The 17,933-nt window shown below is 59.9% G+C and carries 9 protein-coding genes and 3 pseudogenes; 3 read left to right on the top strand and 9 right to left on the bottom strand.

The genetic code is table 11. The annotated features are described in order from the left end of the window. Window positions 1-70: 70 nt before the first annotated feature. The 7 genes from QEN71_RS43145 to QEN71_RS43115 are packed head-to-tail and all read right to left on the bottom strand — an operon-like array spanning window position 71 to window position 7,637. Window positions 71-505 (bottom strand): hypothetical protein, encoded by a 435-nt coding sequence (locus QEN71_RS43145; protein WP_201659336.1) that lies wholly within the window; start codon window positions 503-505, stop codon window positions 71-73. Then, complete coding sequence (locus QEN71_RS43140) at window positions 498-1,586, bottom strand: hypothetical protein (RefSeq protein ID WP_201659339.1); 1,089 nt, start codon at window positions 1,584-1,586, stop codon at window positions 498-500. Before QEN71_RS43140 ends, QEN71_RS43145 begins: the two co-directional genes overlap by 8 nt. Continuing rightward, a complete protein-coding gene (locus QEN71_RS43135; RefSeq protein ID WP_201659342.1) occupies window positions 1,583-2,209 on the bottom strand; it encodes a c-type cytochrome in 627 nt (208 codons plus the stop codon). Before QEN71_RS43135 ends, QEN71_RS43140 begins: the two co-directional genes overlap by 4 nt. Continuing rightward, window positions 2,206-2,739, bottom strand: coding sequence for a DUF3341 domain-containing protein (locus tag QEN71_RS43130; protein WP_201659345.1), 534 nt, complete (start codon window positions 2,737-2,739; stop codon window positions 2,206-2,208). The genes QEN71_RS43135 and QEN71_RS43130 overlap by 4 nt, the downstream gene beginning before the upstream one ends. After that, window positions 2,736-4,121 (bottom strand): NrfD/PsrC family molybdoenzyme membrane anchor subunit, encoded by a 1,386-nt coding sequence (nrfD, locus tag QEN71_RS43125; RefSeq protein WP_201659349.1) that lies wholly within the window; start codon window positions 4,119-4,121, stop codon window positions 2,736-2,738. The genes QEN71_RS43130 and nrfD overlap by 4 nt, the downstream gene beginning before the upstream one ends. Further along, on the bottom strand, window positions 4,118-6,982 hold the full coding sequence (locus QEN71_RS43120) for a 4Fe-4S dicluster domain-containing protein (RefSeq protein ID WP_201659351.1): 2,865 nt from the start codon (window positions 6,980-6,982) through the stop codon (window positions 4,118-4,120). Before QEN71_RS43120 ends, nrfD begins: the two co-directional genes overlap by 4 nt. A 4-nt stretch (window positions 6,983-6,986) precedes the next feature. Then, on the bottom strand, window positions 6,987-7,637 hold the full coding sequence (locus QEN71_RS43115) for a cytochrome c3 family protein (RefSeq protein WP_201659353.1): 651 nt from the start codon (window positions 7,635-7,637) through the stop codon (window positions 6,987-6,989). Between the two features lie 849 nt (window positions 7,638-8,486). Between QEN71_RS43115 and QEN71_RS43110 the strand changes: the two genes are divergently transcribed. Beyond that, window positions 8,487-9,683, top strand: a complete 1,197-nt coding sequence (locus QEN71_RS43110; RefSeq protein WP_201659355.1) for a hypothetical protein — start codon at window positions 8,487-8,489, stop codon at window positions 9,681-9,683. 805 nt (window positions 9,684-10,488) lie between these two features. Here QEN71_RS43110 and QEN71_RS43105 read toward each other — a convergent pair. Both QEN71_RS43105 and QEN71_RS43100 read right to left on the bottom strand, forming a co-directional pair. Further along, window positions 10,489-12,671 (bottom strand): annotated as a pseudogene (locus QEN71_RS43105) (membrane-bound PQQ-dependent dehydrogenase, glucose/quinate/shikimate family). Between the two features lie 1,708 nt (window positions 12,672-14,379). Beyond that, on the bottom strand, window positions 14,380-14,634 hold the full coding sequence (locus QEN71_RS43100) for a hypothetical protein (RefSeq protein WP_201659362.1): 255 nt from the start codon (window positions 14,632-14,634) through the stop codon (window positions 14,380-14,382). Window positions 14,635-16,059: 1,425 nt separating this feature from the next. Between QEN71_RS43100 and QEN71_RS43090 the strand changes: the two are divergent. Both QEN71_RS43090 and QEN71_RS43085 read left to right on the top strand, forming a co-directional pair. Continuing rightward, a pseudogene (locus tag QEN71_RS43090) lies at window positions 16,060-16,617 on the top strand (AI-2E family transporter); the annotation flags it as partial. Window positions 16,618-16,711: 94 nt separating this feature from the next. Next, window positions 16,712-17,855: pseudogene (locus tag QEN71_RS43085) on the top strand (aldose epimerase family protein). Window positions 17,856-17,933 lie beyond the last annotated feature (78 nt).

Raw genomic sequence — 17,933 nt, 5'->3', positions numbered from 1 at the left:
GCGACGACGGAGCCAACACGGCGTCCTGCGCTTGACTCGTTAGAGACACATCGCGATCCGTGGATGCGCATCAGCGGGGCTCCTTGCGCACATCGGGCGGTTGGACGCTCTGGTCTTGACCTTTGCGTGGATCTTCACTCTGGCTTTGACTCTGAGTTTGACCGGCAATGATGCGCATCGCCTCTTCGATCGGGATACGCGCGATACCGTGCTGCTGATCTATCCATTGCCACGATTCCAGCAACTTGCGCTTTTCGGCCTCATACTGCGCGCGCTCCTGCCGCGGCGAACTTTGCAATGCGGGCGACGGAGCTTGCGAGACCGTCCCCGTATTGCGCGCACCGTGAGGCGGCGCGCCGGACGGCGCACCCCACCAGTGCCAAAGCAACCACGCCGCCACCACCACAAGCGCGATGCTGACGGCGATGGCCACGCCGCCCCACACCACGCCACGCACGCTCACCTCGTTAGGTGCGTTCAACGCATCGGTTCGCTGATCAGACATAGTCAGCCCCCGCAGCAGTGGCCGTGGCACTGCCGGAGCCCTTTCTTATCGCCACATAACCGGCGACAAAAAAGGCGATGATCACGAGCGGCACAGTCCACAGCCATTGCAACCAGTCAACCGGCAGCGACGGAAAGATCGTCCACCAGACATCGAGCTGATGAGCAGCCAGCAATCCGACAGCCAGCGCTCCAAGTAGCGCCGGCGCCTCTTTGGCATTGCGAAACAGCAGGATCAGGAGTGGCGCGAGAAAATGGAACACCGCTAACAGCCACGCGACGTAAAGCCAGCCATGCTCCATGCGCGGGATATACCAGGCGATTTCATGCGGCAGGTTCTCCGCCCAGATAATCAGAAACTGGGTAAACGCGAGATAAGCCCATGTCATGACGTACATCAGAAGCAGGTTGCCGAGATCGCGAAAGATGATGGGCGGCGGCAAAGGGCGCATACGCGTCGCTATCACCGCCGCGAGCGCCATGCCGGCGAGCGCCTGGCTCAATCCGACCAGCATGCCGAATACGCTCGAGTACCAGATCGGCATCAGCGACATCACCCAGTCGACGGCCGCGAGGCTGACGGTCAAGCCGTAGACGATCAGCGCCGCAGCCGAGAACCGCGCGGAGCGCCGCAGTGACGGGCTCCTTGAAAGCGATGCAAGTAACGTCCAGACAACCAGATAGAACACGCTGCGCACGACAAAAAACCATGGCGTCAGCCACAGGCTCTTGAACCAGGCACTGTGTGCAGGCAGTTCATCTGTCCAGCGCTGCGCTCCCGTGGATGCTCGCGACACCCATGAGTACAGATCGTGCATGCCGATCAGCATCGGCAGGAAAAGTAAGGCCAGAATCCATACCAGGCGCGACAGCTCGAGCAGCGGCTCGCGTATCACCTCGCCCCATCGTCCGCCCGTCAGATTGTGGACCCAGACGTTCGCAAGCCCTCCCATCACGAGGCCGCAGCAGAACCACCACGTCGCGAGATACGCGCCAAGCAACGCCCTCGGCGCAACGGACCACGCCGCGATGCAAATGGCGACGAGAGCGGCAAGGGCCAGCAGCGGCAGATACCGGTTCATCGAGTGGTGCCTCCTGACTGCGTGGCCTTCAGGTGCTCGAGTACCTCAGGAGGCAGCCTGGTGACGTCGGCATGCTGGCTCAGCTGCAACGCGCGGATATACGCGATGATCGCCCAGCGATCGGGCGGATCGACCCGGTCGGCGTACGGATACATCACGCCATAGCCGTTGGTGACGACATCGAAGAAATGCCGGTCGGGCGCCTGACGCAGGCGTTCGTCATGATACGAGGGCGGATGAGGAAAACCCCGTCGCGCGATGAAGCCGTCGCCGTCACCGACCGCGCTGTGACACGGCATGCAATAGATCTCAAAGCGCTGTCTGCCACGCAGCAGCAGCTGCATCGTCACCGGATACGGATTAGACTGCGCAGTCCCGGCCGCGATGTCTGTGCTCACGGCGTCGGTGCCCTTGCGACCGCTCGACGTTCCGGCGAACGGTCCCTTCGAATAAGGCACGCTATCGGGCGGCAGCGGTCGCGATGAATTGCCGTCAGGGAACAGATCGCTTCGCGCGAGCGGCTTGTACTTGGGCTGGTCGTACATGTCCTGTTTGGCCTTTTCGCATCCGCCCAGCGACGCGGCCACACAGCACGACAACACGATTCCCGCTAGCCGGTTCATCGCGGCACCTCGACAACCGACATCGGTTGCAAACCTTCCAGGAAGCGTCTGCTGCGCTCGATATCGAAACGCGGGTCACGCGCCGTCAGGCAAAGAAAGAAACGGTTGCGGGTGGCCTGTTCGAAATCAGGCGCATTGAAAACCGGATGAGTGAGCCGCGGCAAGCCATTCGCCGCCAGCATGCCGAACACCGCCGCGAGCGCAGCGCCGAGGATCGTGAGCTCGAAGGTCGGCACGATAAACGACGGCCAGCTGTGTAATGGTCGTCCGCCGACGTTAATCGGATAGTCGATCACCGCCGAATACCATTGCAGGAAATAACCTCCCACCGCGCCCACGATACCTCCGATCAGCGTGACGAGTGGCACGCTGCGGGTCTTGAAGCCGATTGCTTCGGCGATGCCTTCCACCGCGTACGGTGCATAGGCCTCGACGTTGCGAAAGCCGTCCTCGCGCGCGCGCCTGGCCGCTTCCAGCAACGCCTCGCTGGTGCGGAATTCCGCGAGCAGACCGTAGACGCCGTTGCTCATGCTTCGCCCTCCGCGCTTTCATGGACGAGTTCGCGCATCTCGGCGATCGAAATGACGGGTAGAAAGCGGATGAACAGTAGAAACAGCCAGGCGAAGAACGCGATCGATCCGAACAAGGTCAACCAGTCCCAGACAGTGGGGATAAAGAGTCCCCACGCGGAGGGCATGAAGTCGCGATGGAGACTGGAGACCACGATAAGAAATCTTTCCATCCACATGCCGACGTTAATGACGAGACTGATCGCAAACAAAGTCAGCACGCTGTGGCGCACGCGACGGAACCACAGAAGCTGCGGCACCGCGACGTTGCAAAACATCATCGACCAGTAAACGGGCGCATACGGGCCGAACCAGCGATTCGTGGTCATGTACTGCTCGAAGGGATCGCCGCCATAAAAGGCCGTAAAGATCTCCGATGCGTAGCCGTAGACGACGATCAGACTGGTGGCGAGCATCACTTTCGCCGCATTCGCCAGATGGCGTTGCGTGATGAAGTCCTCCAGACCGAAAAAGTAGCGCAGTGGAATGGCGAGCGTAAGGACCATCGCAAAGCCGGAGAACAGGGCGCCGGCCACGAAGTACGGCGGGAAGATGGTGGAGTGATAGCCCGGCGTGTTGCCTATCGCAAAGTCCAGCGAGACCACCGAATGCACTGAAATCACAAGCGGTGTCGCGAGCCCCGCGAGCAACAGGTACGCACTCTCATAGCGCGCCCAATGCCGTGCCTCGCCGCGCCAGCCGAGGGCAAGCAGGCCATAGGCAAACGTCGCGAAGCGTCTGCCGGAAGCGCAGGCCCGGTCGCGCAGCGTGCCCAGGTCGGGAATCAGACCGACATACCAGAAGAGCAGCGACACGATCAGATAAGTGCTGATAGCGAAGATATCCCACACCAAAGGGCTACGCCATTGCGGCCACACGTTCATGACGTTGGGATACGGGATGAGCCAGTAAAAGAACCACGGCCGCCCAAGGTGCAAAATCGGAAAGAGCCCCGCAATACTCGCTGCAAAGAGCGTCATCGCTTCGGCAAAGCGATTGATCGACGTGCGCCACTTTTGGCGTAGCAGCAGAAGGAAAGCCGATATGAAGGTTCCGGCATGGCCTATGCCGATCCACCAGACGAAGTTGCCGATGGCGAACCCCCACGCGACAGGTATGTTGACACCCCAGATGCCGACGCCCTTGATAAACAGCCATGTGACCGCTCCGAAAAGCACCAGCGTGCCGGCGAACGTTACCAGAAACGCCATCAGCCAGCCCCAATGAACGGGGCGCTTGAGCACGAGGTTGGCGATCTTGTCGCTGACGCTCGCATAGCCCCAACCGGCGCGAAGGACCTCGCTATCCTTCGAAACGGGTGGCTGCTCCGAGGACGGGTTCATGCCTGCTCCAGTTCGTCATCGGGATTGAGTACGAGCGCTGCATAGGTGGTGCGTGGTCGCGTGTTCAGTTCGGCCAACAATGCGTAGTCCAATGGCGACGCTTTGGCGCGATTCACTTTGCTCGCTGGATCGTTGAGGTCGCCGAAGGCGATGGCTTGCGTCGGGCAGACCGCCTGGCACGCCGTCACCACCTCGCCATCGCGTAAGCGGCGTCCGAGTTTTTCCGCCTCGATGCGCCCGCGAGTGATGCGCTGCAGGCAGTATGTGCATTTCTCCATCACGCCCCTGCGACGCACCGTCACTTCGGGGTTGAACGCGGGACCCGGACGGTCGATTGCCGTATTCGCGTACTGCAGGAAGTTGAAGCGCCGCACCTTGTAAGGGCAGTTGTTCGAACAAAAGCGCGTGCCGACACAGCGGTTGTAGACCTGCACATTGAGGCCCTCGCTGTCATGCACGGCGGCACCGACCGGGCAGACTTCCTCGCAAGGTGCGGTTTCGCAATGCATGCAAGGCACAGGCTGGAAGGCGCTGCGCGGATGAGATGCGGGCCCGACGTCGTATCTGTCAACGCGAATCCAGTGCATCTCGCGCCCGCGCGCGACCTCTTCCTTGCCGACCACGGGAATGTTGTTCTCGGCTTGACAGGCAATCATGCACGCGCGACAGCCAATGCAGGCGTTGAGATCGATCGCCATCCCCCATTTGTAGTCCTTGTATTGCCATTCGGGATATAGCGACATCTCCGGCGTGCGCTTGCGCGGTTCGTCATTGGCGAAGTGTGCGTTGCGGCGATATTCGTCGAGCGTCGCCATTCGCACGATCTCGCGCCCTTCCATCTGCTGATGGTTCTGCGTTGTGGCGAACGCAACCTGACGTCCGGTCTTTTCCGCCTTCAATGCGTGCGAGCCTCGAAAAACCCTGAGGCGGTAGGCATCGAAGCCCACGTCGTTGCCGACACGACCGGCGGCCCACCTGCCGTATCCGAGCGGCAGGGTCATGACGCCTTCCGCGTGAGCGGACCACACCCATACGGGCGCCTCGACCGCGTGTTCCGGCGCATGTTCGAGCGACAGGCGCAGCACGTCGCCGCTGCGAACGCGCAAGGCCTGCGCGGTATGCTCGCCGAGCAATGCCGCGTTATCCCATGTCATCGTTGTGAATGGACGCGGCAGTTCCTGTAGCCAGCTGTTGTTAGCGAATTCGCCGCCATGAACCGATGGATCGGCGACAAACAGGGCGCGCAGTGCGGGCCCATTGAAATCCGGCCGCGGCGGTAACTGAGGCGAGGCGCTCAGCGTAAGCGGTGGGCTGGCGCTGCCCGCTATGAGCCCCTGGCGAAGTGCCTGTTGCCAGAACTGCTCGAAATCCCCGCCCTGCTGTTTGCTCTGCCAGTAGCGGCGTACGAGGGCATACCCCGCCTGCTCCTCGCCGTCAGTCAAAAGAGCCAACAACTCGTGCGCCGAGTGGCCGTGGTAGAGCGGCGCAATGATTGGCTGCACGATGGAAGCCGTGCCGTCGAATGCGCGGCCGTCGCTCCATTGCTCGAACCCATGCGTGGCAGGCAAGTGCCAGGTGGTGGCAAGTGCCGTCTCATCGCAGTAAAGGCCCAGGTGCACAGAGAGCGGTAGCTTCCGCAACGTGCCCTCGAAATCGATGTCCGGCGGCGCGTCGTAGGCGGGATTGACGTCCAACATCACCAGCGATGTCACCTTCCCCGCGTGAATATCGTTAACGAGTGTCGCAAGCGATTCGGCATGATTTTGCGGCTGCGCTTCGACGGATGCGATCGGCACGATCGTTTCGCCGACATTGCCCAGATGCTCGTTCATCCGATGTATGAGTGCCCGCGTGCGGGGCGAGATGCTGCCACCCGCCACGACCAACGACCGCCCCCGGCTCGCGAGCAGTCGCTTTGCTAGCACTTCTTCCCACCTGGCGGCGCGCTGGTCAGACGCGGGCGGAATGATGGACAGGTCACCACTCGACATACCGATGCGGGACGCAATGCGCCATACCGTTCTTTCGATTTCATGCGGCGGCAAAGAAAGCCGATTGTCAGCCAGTGCGCCGAGCAATTGCGGGCTTGCCTCAAGCGCATAGAGCCGTTTGTCGAATTGCGGTGAATCATTGCGACGGTTTCGCAGAAAGTCTCGCGCGTAACGTATGCATCCCGGCCAGTTGACGAAAGGATCCGCGTCGACACTGACAATGACTGCAGCACGATCGAAGCGGTACAGCACGTCGACGGGCGCTCCGAATGCGAGCTTAGTCGCGTCGAAGGCGGCGTCGTCGTGCAGCGGATCATGACAATGCCAGCGGGCCTCCGGATAGCGAGTCAACAAGGCTGCCATCTGGTCGACCAAGGTTGGCGACGTGACGGTCCCCGTCAAGATTCGAAGACCCGCCCCACCGTTCGCCTCCCATTGCGTGCGTTGCGAGAGCAAGGCTGCCTTAAACGCCTCCCACGTCGACAGTGTGTCGCCGCGCTGCACCGTTTGTGAACGATCGGGGTCCCAGAGCTGCAGCACCGAGGCTTGCGCGAATGCCCCCGTCGCGCCCAGGCTTGCCGGATGTCCGGGGTTGCCTTCCACTTTCGTCGGGCGCCCCATCTCGCTCTCCACTAGCACGCCTTGCGCGTAACCTCCGTGGATAAAGCTGGTCGCATAGTACATAGGCTTGCCGGGCACCATCATTTCCGGCATTCGCACATACGGCACGATCTCTTCCTGCGGCGGACCACTGCAACTCGCGCCAGCCATCGCAAGCGATGCAGCCATGAGCTTCAGGAAGGCGCGGCGCTCGGGACTTGCCGCCTCTTCGCTGGCCGATACGATCGGAATGATGGGACGATGGCGCATGGTCTTAACGATGGCAGGTCGAGCAATCGGTCAACCGCCGCGTATCCTGCAGATGAAAGAGCCTGTTCAATTGCCCGATCTCCTGCTGCGATAACGGCCGGATGTCACTCATCTTGAACACGTCAGCGAGTGGACGTATATGCCGAGGTGCGTTGCGGTGGCACTGCAGGCACCACTGCATGTCGAGCGAGGCCACGCGCGCTGTCAAAGGCATTTCGTCGATCCGACCGTGGCACTCGATACACGCGACGCCCTTGTTGACATGAATGCTGTGATCGAAATACACGAAATCCGGCAGATCGTGCACGCGGTTCCAGTGGATTGGCGTATTGCTGTCCATGCTGGCATGCAAGGGAGCGAGTACGGGCGAATCCGTGAACAGTTGTGAATGGCAGGTCAGGCAGATCTGAGTCGACGGCATGCCCGCGAACGCGGATTTTTCCACCGACGTATGGCAATAACGGCAGTCGATACCATCATCGCCTACGTGATGCTTATGACTGAAAGGGATCGGCTGTTCGACAGGCTCTTCTGTCTTTGCGTCGGGCTCAGCGTACCAACGCGCAGCAGTGATGGCGGCAATCACAAGCAGAAATGCCGTCAAGGAAAACAGCTTGAGGGCAAGAACGGTTGACTGACTGAACGCTTGCGCCATGAAAGCACACGCCATCCGCTGGGGTCTGGACTTCTATCGCCGGCATGCGCTGCATATGTGATGCCAACGCGTCGCTCACCAGGCACGGATACTAGAGCATTCGCCGGTGTAGCAGTATCCGGGCGCTGTCATACTTCGTCGCTAGCTGCCTTGCGGCAAGCATGCTCGGGCGCCGTCTCCGCTTCAACCTTTCCCACATACACGCCGCTGTCGTTCTTACAAAGGGTGCCGGTACATTTAACAGTCGCTAATTAATACAGCAATGTCAGGTTCGGGGTGCGATTCGGCTCGGTGGCTCGTGATCCGGTTTAACCAGCCAGCCTCGCTGGCTTACAACTGCAATCTTCGCCGCCATGTGACTTACCCACGTTCGGCTCGCTCCATCGGCTACAAAGCGAAACCGCTGCCGTTTCGCAAGGTGACCCGCGATGGCGGAACGTCCGATGCTCCAGTTGGTTTGCTGCTGCTATCGAGACAGCGTGATAATTCCGCGCTCCGGCTCCGGCCGGGTACGCAACTGCGCGGACGCAAAGCGGCAGGGGAGATACAACCATGTCAGAGCCTGTTATGCCTGGCGATACGCCGTCGCCTTCCGATGCACCGTCGCCCAATAGGCCGGTGCCGCCCGAGAAGCCGGAACCGGGGCCCCCGCCGGGGAGCCCGGGCGGGCCTCCGGACTGATGAACTCGAAATTGAGTGGTCGTCATGAACGCACGCGTACTTCGCGGGCGACGCGAGACGCGCCAGACAGCGAGAGGCTGAGATATGTCCGATCCACGCACATGTGTGATATTCCTGGGGGCCTCAGAGTTTCCCCGCCATATCTACGCGTCCGAACCGGCTTTTCTCATGTCGAAGCAAGCGTTTCAAAAGCGGCTTTGCCAGCAAGCGATTCCCACCATCGCAGTGGACGGCGTATTGGACCTGTTCAATTCGCAAGCGACTGCGTCGCAACAATTAGTGCAAATTGAACAATTCCTCAACGGATTTACCCAGCGTCATGGAGCATGTCTTCCTCGGAATCTGGTCATATACTACGTCGGTCGTGCATACCTATATGGTAAAAACCAGGATTATCTCTTTGCCTTGGCATCTACGGGTTCAAACAATGCGCCATCGGGCCTGATGCTAATAGACCTGGCGACTGCTCTGTTTGGGTGTGCGAAAGAGTTTCAGCGGTTTATTATTCTGGATTGCTGTTTCTCGAGACCCGCACTGCGAGTATTCCAGCATGGCGAATGTGTGGTCGCGCGGAAGGCCGCCAAGGCATTTACATTCGACGCTACTTCACGACCCGACTCTGTCACAATCGGCGGCACGGCCGTACTCTGTGCAAGCACCATGGATGACGCGCCTCTTGGCGTCGGGGAATACGGCTGCACAATATTCAGTGATGCGCTAGTACGCTCCCTCGATGAAGGAGATTGGGGTTGCAACGAGCTTCTTTCCACCCGCGTCCTGTTCGATATGATTGATGCTCGCATTGAAAGAATGCATCGCGACCAGCTGCACATTGAGCTGCACGCAACAAATGAGAGCGATGGGAATCCTACGCTCGTTGGGTTGTTTCGCAACCGGACGAGCCAGCAAAGCAGCGCTAGTATATTCGACCAGGGCCTCCCGGTTGGCACCTACTTCGGTCCAACGCAGCGGAGCCGACTTCTTCGCAAAGATAAAGTGTTTGCGCGACTTACCGTGCAGAATCTCGTGGCACTGATGACGGTGATCCTCTCCTATGTTCTCTTTTCGGTCTGGGATCACTCGTATAACGGATCGTGGCCAGGCGCTCTCTTTATCCCCCTTTTGATTTTTTCGTGTTGTGCCATTGCGGTCATCAATTCCAGAAACTTCTTCCAGGCAGTCGTGCTCTCGAGCGTCGTTTTGGGGATTCTGACTTTTGTCAATCTGATGCAGCGCGCGCCTGAGAGCCCCGTGTATAGTGTTTTCTTTCTCGTCGCTATCAGCGTTCCCTTTTGCGTTATCGCCGTGTTCATCATTGCCATACTGAGGGCGAGATGCCGAAAGATCTGGAGAAGCACGGGTTGATTTCCACCGAATACTGACCCACTGGGTCAATTCTGCGTGGACATCAACACCTCGTTGCCTGGCCGCAGGCGCGCGACCTTGCACGCTTCAGTATGCTGACAAACCGGACCGTCAGATCGCGCTCACAGCAGGCTAAAGGGAAATGCACCCGCCTGTTGCTCAACCGAAACACGTGCGACCTAAGACAGTCCCCGAGAAATTTCGCGCGTCTCTCGCGTTCTTTATCCGCGTTGAAGATCTGCGACACACGACCCGGTTCGCGAGCCGCTATGTCCGCCACTGCTCCCAATCCATCAATCCTGTCATCGCATCCCTGCTGCAGAGCCTGGCGATAGCAGTCAGCCCTGCGCCTTGGCCATGGACAGGATGGAAAGGCAGCAGACAGCAAATTTCGCGTGTACGCTGCCGTGCGATGCAGCCGTGACGCCGGCATCGCGATTACTCGGGCCGTCGTGGGCGGCTCCGGCCGTGCAGCCCCCGCCGTTGGTTGCGCGCGTCCAGGGATATGGACCGGAAGACGGGTGGCTGCCGGTTCGCTACTACGGAGAACATCTGATGGTGCGCCGTAAGGTGTCTGATGGTGCGCCGTACGTTTCCGGCCGCAGCTTGCCGGAAGGGTGGAAGGACGTTCAAGGCAGGCGAGCGTGCAGGGTATCGCATCGGGACGTCCCTTTGTCGCCAGCACGACGGCGACGAGGTTCGCGCTGTTTGCAGACGCGTCGGCCTGTCCCTGTCGTCCTGCGCGTTGCATGTCTCGCGTCCTTCGAACTGAACGGATTAACACCGGGCAGTATCCGCAACACGCCTAGCGCGGTAATGCGTACGCCACCACCGAATCGCCCGCGCGTGTACGCAGGCCGCCATGACCGCCGGCGGCGATCACCACGTACTGCCTGCCGTCGTCACCGATATAAGTCATTGGCGTAGCCTGGCCCCCGGCCGGAAGCCTCGTGTCCCATAACTCGTTGCCCGTCTTTTCGTCGAAGGCGCGCAGGTAGTCGTCCGCTGTGGCGCCCACGAAGACGAGACCACTGGCCGTGATGATGTTGCCGCCCATCGTAAAGATCCCGGTGGGCAGAGGGAGGTTCGTATGCGTATTCAGGATGTTCATGTCTCGGGTCGTTCCTATCGGCCGTTCCCACACGATCTTGCGGGACTGGAGATCGATCGCGACGAGTTTGCCCCACGGTGGCGCGGTGCACGGTGCATCGAGGAATGAAAGCCACGGCTTCACAACGGCGGCGTACGGTGTGCCGTACTCGGGTCCGACCGCGAACTCCCTGGGCTTCGGATACCGCTCGTTGCTGGACCATCCGGCCCAGGGTTTCATCAGTCCTTTGCTGATCGCCTTGTCGGCTTTCATCATTTCCATTGTGAAAGGGATATAGCTGGTGTTGGCCACCAGAAGATGTCGACGTTGATCGATCGAAGCGCCGTACCAGTCGATGACCCCGTCAAATGCGGGGTACGCGATGATGGTTCCCAGCGTCGGAGGCGTGAACTGGCCGTCGTAGCGCGCGCGTCGGAACTGTATGCGGCACCAGAGCTGGTCGATGGAGTCGCCCCCCAGGTATCACGCTCAGTCAGATTCGCAGGCGCGAGCGACGGGAGACCGACAGAATAGGGTTGCGTAGGGGAAAGGCGTTCGCCCGGCATTGGGTGCGCTGTCGGCACCGGCTTCTCGACAACGTCGGCAAGCGGTTTTCCGGTGCGCCGGTCGAGCAGGAAAAGCTGCCCCATCTTCGTGGTCTGCACGAGAGCAGGCGTCCTGTTGCCACTGCCGTCTGTGAGGTCAACAAGCGAAGGACCAATGGGCAGATCAAAGTCCCAGACGTCGTGATGGACAGTCTGGAAATGCCATCGCTCCTTGCCCGTCTGGATATCCAGCGCAACCAGCGCACTTGAGTATTCGTCATCGAATGTGCGGCGCTGCGCCCCGTAGTAGTCCGGCGTGGCATTGCCCAGCGGAACATACACAAGCCCCAGAGCGGGATCGGCGGTATAGGTGCCCCAGCCGTTGGGCGTGCCCCGCGTGTAGATGTCGCCGGGACCGAGCGGCGCGGTCGGATCCTGACGGCCCATGTCCCAGGCCCAGTCCAGCTTACCCGTAGCGGCATCGAAAGCCCGGACAACACCCGATGGCTCGCCCCTCGCCTGATTATCGTAAATCCACCCTCCGAGCACGATCCGGTTTTTTATGACTAGCGGTTGCGACGTGATGAAATGAAAACCGGGAGGGACCTTGCCCATGTTCTCCGTGAGGCTGACGAAGCCGTGATTGCCAAACGCGTCGCAGGGACGGCCAGTCAATGCATCGAGTGCGACCATTCGAGCATCACCCGTCGTCGTGATAATGCGCTGCCGGCAGGCATCGGCCGCTGAAGTGGTTCCGCCCGACGAGCGCGCCGACGCGTAGTAGGCCACCCCGCGGCATGCAAAATATTCGTTGGCGGACAGATCAGCGTGTGGATCGAATTTCCACAGGAGCTTGCCCGTAGTTGCGTCGAGGGCAATGACCTGGCGATGCGGTGTGCAGATGAAAAGACGGTTTCCGACCTTGACGGGCGTGACCTCGAAATTGAACTCGCGCCCCGCTTCGGTTTCCCCGCTACGTGCTTCGTCGCCCGTATCGAAACGCCACGCCAGTTGCAGGTCACCGACATTGGCAGCGGTAATCTGCGTAAGTGGCGAATAGCGCTGGCCTTCTTCCGTGCGGCCATAGTATTGCCATTCGCCTGTGAGCGCGGACGACGCCTCGGCAGGTGCAGCATAAGCGGGCGCCGCGACAGATAAAAACTGCTGCTGGCGGGCTGCTGTGTCAGCAAATCCGGATCCGAATATGCCGGCAATCACGACCGCATAGCAAACGGCGACCGCAAGAGTTGCGCGGTCCCCGCTGTCCTCGCGGTCAGGGCGAGACAACGGTCGAACGACCCATGGCGTGCAACACCAAACGCCAAACACTGCGGGTAACAACAGTCGTGGCATGAGCTTCCAGCCGTCAGTTCCCACTTCGAACAGCGACCAGAATGCGGTAACGGCAACGAACCCGCCATACAGCCAGCAACCGGCGAGCCGTCCCGTGGCCATGAGGGCGCCGCTCACGACCAGCAGCACGCCGGCGGGCGCGTAATACCATGAGCCGCCGAGATAGACGAGCCATAGTCCAAGCACCGAGAACGTCACGCCCCAGAGAAAAAGCATAACGCCGGTGATAACGGTGAAGGGCATTCGCCGGAAATTCACCATGCGCTCCTCTCAACACGCAGGTACTTGTATCTGATGGCAGCAAAAACAGCGCCCGATGCTAACAACCCGTATGAATCGAGGCATCGTTTTGATGCGTCAAAGAAAACGTTGACGCAAGCAACGCCCGGACAGATGATCGACATCGCGGACGGGAAAGGAGGCATCGGCCATGTGTGCCCTTGTTGGTCCCCAGCAATCAATTGATTCTTAGGTATGCAATCATGGAAATCCACCGACTTGTGGTCAGCGCTGGTATCGGAGGACTGCATGCCATACCCGTTTGGCGAAGTCTGATGACGGGAGGCCTGCGCGTTGGCTCCTGGAGGGTCCACGTTGATCGGACCCAGAATGTGGAGTCGCTCAGTATTGACGTGATCGTCCCGCAGGAAGGCGGCCTCGATGCGCTTCGTGAACGACTTCGATCAGGGCTGCTCCCGGATATGTCTGTTTTACTTCGTTGATATCGGATCAAACGTGGTTTTATCACTGGACGCGCTGGACAGAGCGCCGCTCTCTCTCTGAATGGGCATCAGCATGGGAAACGGGCCTGCATCGCTGCCGCGTAGGCGCCTGCGCGATCGGGCTATCGAATGTTCGATCCGTGTTTGGGCTTCGAACGGATACCGGCGAGAAAGCATATTGCCGCGGTTCCCGCGCGCCACCGAGCAACGAACAGGTCGCGACGTTTTCCCAACGCGCACTGCGTCGTGGCGCTGCTTGCGTGCAGCGCGGGTGGCTTCGGCTTCCGCTGCTGCTCGGTCTGATGCCATCCGCTGCCGTTCAAGCTTCGATCGCGCTCGCCAACCAGTTGAATGAGATTCTGTAGCCGCGCCGCTTGGCGCGTGCCGCAGTGAACCCAGTTCCGGTCGCAGGAATCGAGCACCCTGCCTCAAGGTATCAACCCGCCAAACCACCGGTTGGGGCGTAGTCACACGCCATGCCGTACATGCCAAGCGGCAGCCCTGTTTGGACGGCAATCAGACCGTCCCTTCATGATTGCGCGCACGGCGCGACCGCACCGGTTGTGCATTAGCCCCGGATTCGGACATGCTGTTCGAATCCAGCCCGATTCATGACACCGATCATAAGGCTACGGTGGCCAATCTTCACCTGCCGGGTCGAGAGCGTCAATGCAAAAGCCGCCCTAGCGTGCGCACCCGACCTTCGCTTCCGCCATTTTGATGACGCGGCCTAGTTCTTCGCGCAAAGGGCTTCAGGGTAGCAACTGCCAGAGCGCGGCATGAAGGCGCGAAGCGCTCGCGCCGGCCGGTCCGACCGGACGTACGGCGAACCCGCCCGCACACCCGGAGCTGAAATCCAGATACTTTAGTTGTGTCAGCGACGGTTGACCATCAATGAATGCCCAGAAATGAAGGGTAGATCGTGCGCTATGTCTAACCGCGGTGCGGCGCCATTGCTCACGAGCAATCCGGACGCGTCGCATTATTTATTCTGCGACGCCAAGCAGGTTCTCTATATGGTCCTCAATGCGCGCGCGTGCTTCGACCGCTGCCTGTGCCGTCGTTTGAGCCACCAAGGGAAAGACAAGACCATTGCCCTTGAATGTGCCCGAATGGTGGACCCACGCCTCGTAGGCGAAGATGCCCGAGTCCCGACGAACAAGGTTGATCACCACATCATAGGTACGTTGCCTTCCGCTCGTGCGTGTGTAGGTAAACTTGTAGATTTCGGAATGAAGCATTGGCGCCATCCCCGTTTGCCCAACCATGCCCTCCTGGGATTGCGGAAGGCACTCGTCCTCGTGCTAACACCCGCTGCTTTACTATCGTAGACGGTTGCCAGCAAACCTCTCAGTCTCCAACGTTGAGTGCTGCCTTGGACTGATAGGAGAGCGGAGCCCGCGGCAGCGGCTCGTCATCGACAAATGCCGTGCCGCACCGCACCGCACCGCGAATGCGAACGCCGATTGCGAATTCGCAAAGTGTCCCAGATCCCCAAGCGAGGTTGCTTCGCCGTCTTCCTCAAGAATGCAAACACGTGCTACAAACGTGTTGCCGCTTCTTGTGACCGACGGTTGGATCGCTACTCCGTGATGATAGACAAGCATGGCGCCTCCGATAGACGGATGCAGCTGACGTTATCAGGTCCGCGCGCGGGCTTAACGATGCCAATAGGGCAGAGATGCGATGCCCCAAACAGACAGCACCCGTTTTCTATCCCATTACGGACAGTGTAGGCAAATCAGGGAGCGCGACCAAGTCCTAACGTGCCCGATGCTAACAACTTTTCCTTGTGTTAAACGCTGTCGGCAAGCCGTAGAGTTTTTACCGGCTCAGCGTCCGTCCGGCAAATTTTTCGCGATAGACGAAACGCAAGGCTGTCACGTACGTGATGACGCGACTTGGACAACCAGGAAATACATCAACGAGTTGATGTAGCCTGACTTCGACGCGCGAGGCCGCCGAGCATACACGCTATCGCACCGCTGACGATATGGACTGTATGAGTCCGTCTGGTGGATGTCGGAGGTTCGCGGTCAGCGCCGCACACGTTTTCGTCTGTGTTTTCTGTGGCCGGGATGGTCAAGCTGAGTAGCCTACGACGCCGCATCTTGTTCATGCCGCATGCCTCTCAGACCTATGAGTTATTGGCCGTAATCACCGAGCAAGGCGAGCGCAAGATGGGCCCATTGAATGTTACGACTCCGTCCTTTACGTCTTCCGGTAACGTCGCCATCCATATGGCTGAGCCAGGGCCGCATTCGACATCAGAACGTTTGCTGCCGGTTCAACATCAGCGATGCCAGATGATGACGTCAACGTCTCTCGCCTGCTACAAACTATGAAGTCTCACTTCATCGGAAAATACCGCGGCTTCATTATCGAAGCGCGCACGCAGCAATGGATCCTCGCGGTTCTCCGGTGCCCTGAAGTCGACGTGCCACGTCATCCATGTCCGCAAATTAAGGCCTGCTAAAAGGGTCGTCGGCACGTTCGACGAGCCCGTCGCGTACTCAACGGAGGCCGTCGCGATCGCGAGTGTTGACCGCAGTGCCCGTGCCTTCATTGACGCCCTGCCTGACCTTTCCTGCGATGGTATGCCATCCGCTATCGCGCCAAAGTGACGGCAGTCGCCCGCTCCCGGCCCGAGAGGAAACTATGGGTTAATGTTATTCGGCTTCATGAGCCTGACGCTCTTCGTGATCTTTCAGGCCGGCCCGCGAATTTCCAAATCATTGATGAAGGGTGTGCACCGCACGTTCGGCGACGCAGGTCAGGCACTCGCCGAGCGGATGGCGGCAGCTGTCCGCGGAACCGTGTCCGGGCTCGTGATCGTCGGCATCGGTGAGGGCGCACTATTACTCGTCGCATACGCGCTGGCGGGCGTGCAGCATGCCGTGCTGCTCGGTTTCATCACCGCAATCGGGGCAATGTTGCCGCTTTGTGCGCCCGTCGTTTTTTGCAGCGTCTCGCTGTGGCTGCTTGTTGTCCAAGGCGCAGTCGTCCCATCGATAGCCGTCGCCGGGTTCGGCTTTCTCGTCGTGCTTGTCGCTGAGCACTTCGTGCGTCCGCTGGTGGTCGGCAACACCGCGCGGCTACCGTTCCTGATCGTGCTGTTCGGGATCTTCGGTGGCGCGGAGACGTTCGAGCTGATCGGCATCTTTGTCGGCCCCGCGCTGATGACCGTTCTGGTGGTGCTATGGACCGACTGGGTGGATGGCTGAACAGCAGATAAGTGGACTCAATGGATGCGACCGCGCGTTCGCAGGACTGGCATTTGCTGCTCGCTGCGGACGCATTTCCCTACGGAGCCAGTTGATGACAGCGCCCATCGCCCGTTCTTTCTTCATTGCTGCGCTTGCGTTCGCCAGCGCTTCTGCATCAGGCGGTGATGTGGCCATCACCCGAGGTGAATTCGGCACGACTCGGACGGGGCAACCAGTGAGCCGATACACGCTGCAAAACAACCACGGCGTAACGTTGAAAGTCATGACATACGGGGCGATCGTGACGGAGCTCGACGTACCCGACAGAACGGGAAAACCCGCCGATATTGTGCTCGGGTTCGACTCACTCAGCGACTACGAGAATCATAGCGGCAACATCCATTTCGGCGCGACGATCGGCCGTTACGCGAACCGCATCGCGGGTGGCCGGTTCCCGCTCGATGGAAAGACATGGCAATTGCCCATCGACGATGGGCCCAACACGCTGCATGGGGGACCGCAGGGTTTCGACACGAAAGTATGGAGCGCGGCAGACGTGCGCAGCGACGCGTCCAGTTCGACCGTCACGCTGCGCTATGTGAGCCCTGACGGCGAAAATGGCTTCCCGGGCACACTTACGACCGACGTGACTTACAAGCTCACAGACGACGTGATCCGCATCGACCATCAGGCAAAGACCGACAGGGACACGGTCGTCAACCTGACAAACCATAGTTATTTCAACCTGGCAGGACAAGGCAGCGGAAACGTCGAACGTCAGTTGATCCAGATCGACGCGTCTCGCTACACACCGACCGACAAGACATCCATTCCGACGGGAGAAATTGCGCAAGTCGACGGTACACCGTTCGATCTGCGTCAACTAACGCCCATCGGTGCGCATTTGCATGCGGGCTTTCCTCAGCTCGTCGGCGCGCGCGGCTATGACGAAAATTATGTGCTCGATCACGGCGGGCAATCCCCTGCTGCCTTCGCCGCACGCGCGTACGATCCGGTTGTCGGGCCGCGTTCTCAATATCTACACGACGCAGCCCGGTCTGCAGTTCTATACAGCGAACGGTCTGGATGGAGGTGTCGCAGGCAAAGGTGGAACCGCCTATCGCCAGGGGGACGCTTTCGCGCTCGAAGCAGAGCATTTCCCAGATGCACCGAACCATCCGGCGTTTGCGAGCACGGTCCTGAAACGCGGCGACACGCTGCATGAAGTGACGATATGGAAGGTCGGGGCGCGGTAGAGACCGCATCTTCGGGACGCGCCAGGCGCGTCGTTTGCGCCGTTTTTTGCAGACTCTTTCTGGACATAGTCAGCGCAC

This window comes from Paraburkholderia sabiae (assembly GCF_030412785.1).
GTDB lineage: Bacteria > Pseudomonadota > Gammaproteobacteria > Burkholderiales > Burkholderiaceae > Paraburkholderia > Paraburkholderia sabiae.
The sequence above is the reverse complement of the archived record's forward strand: the minus strand, read 5'-3'. Positions and strand labels throughout refer to the sequence as shown.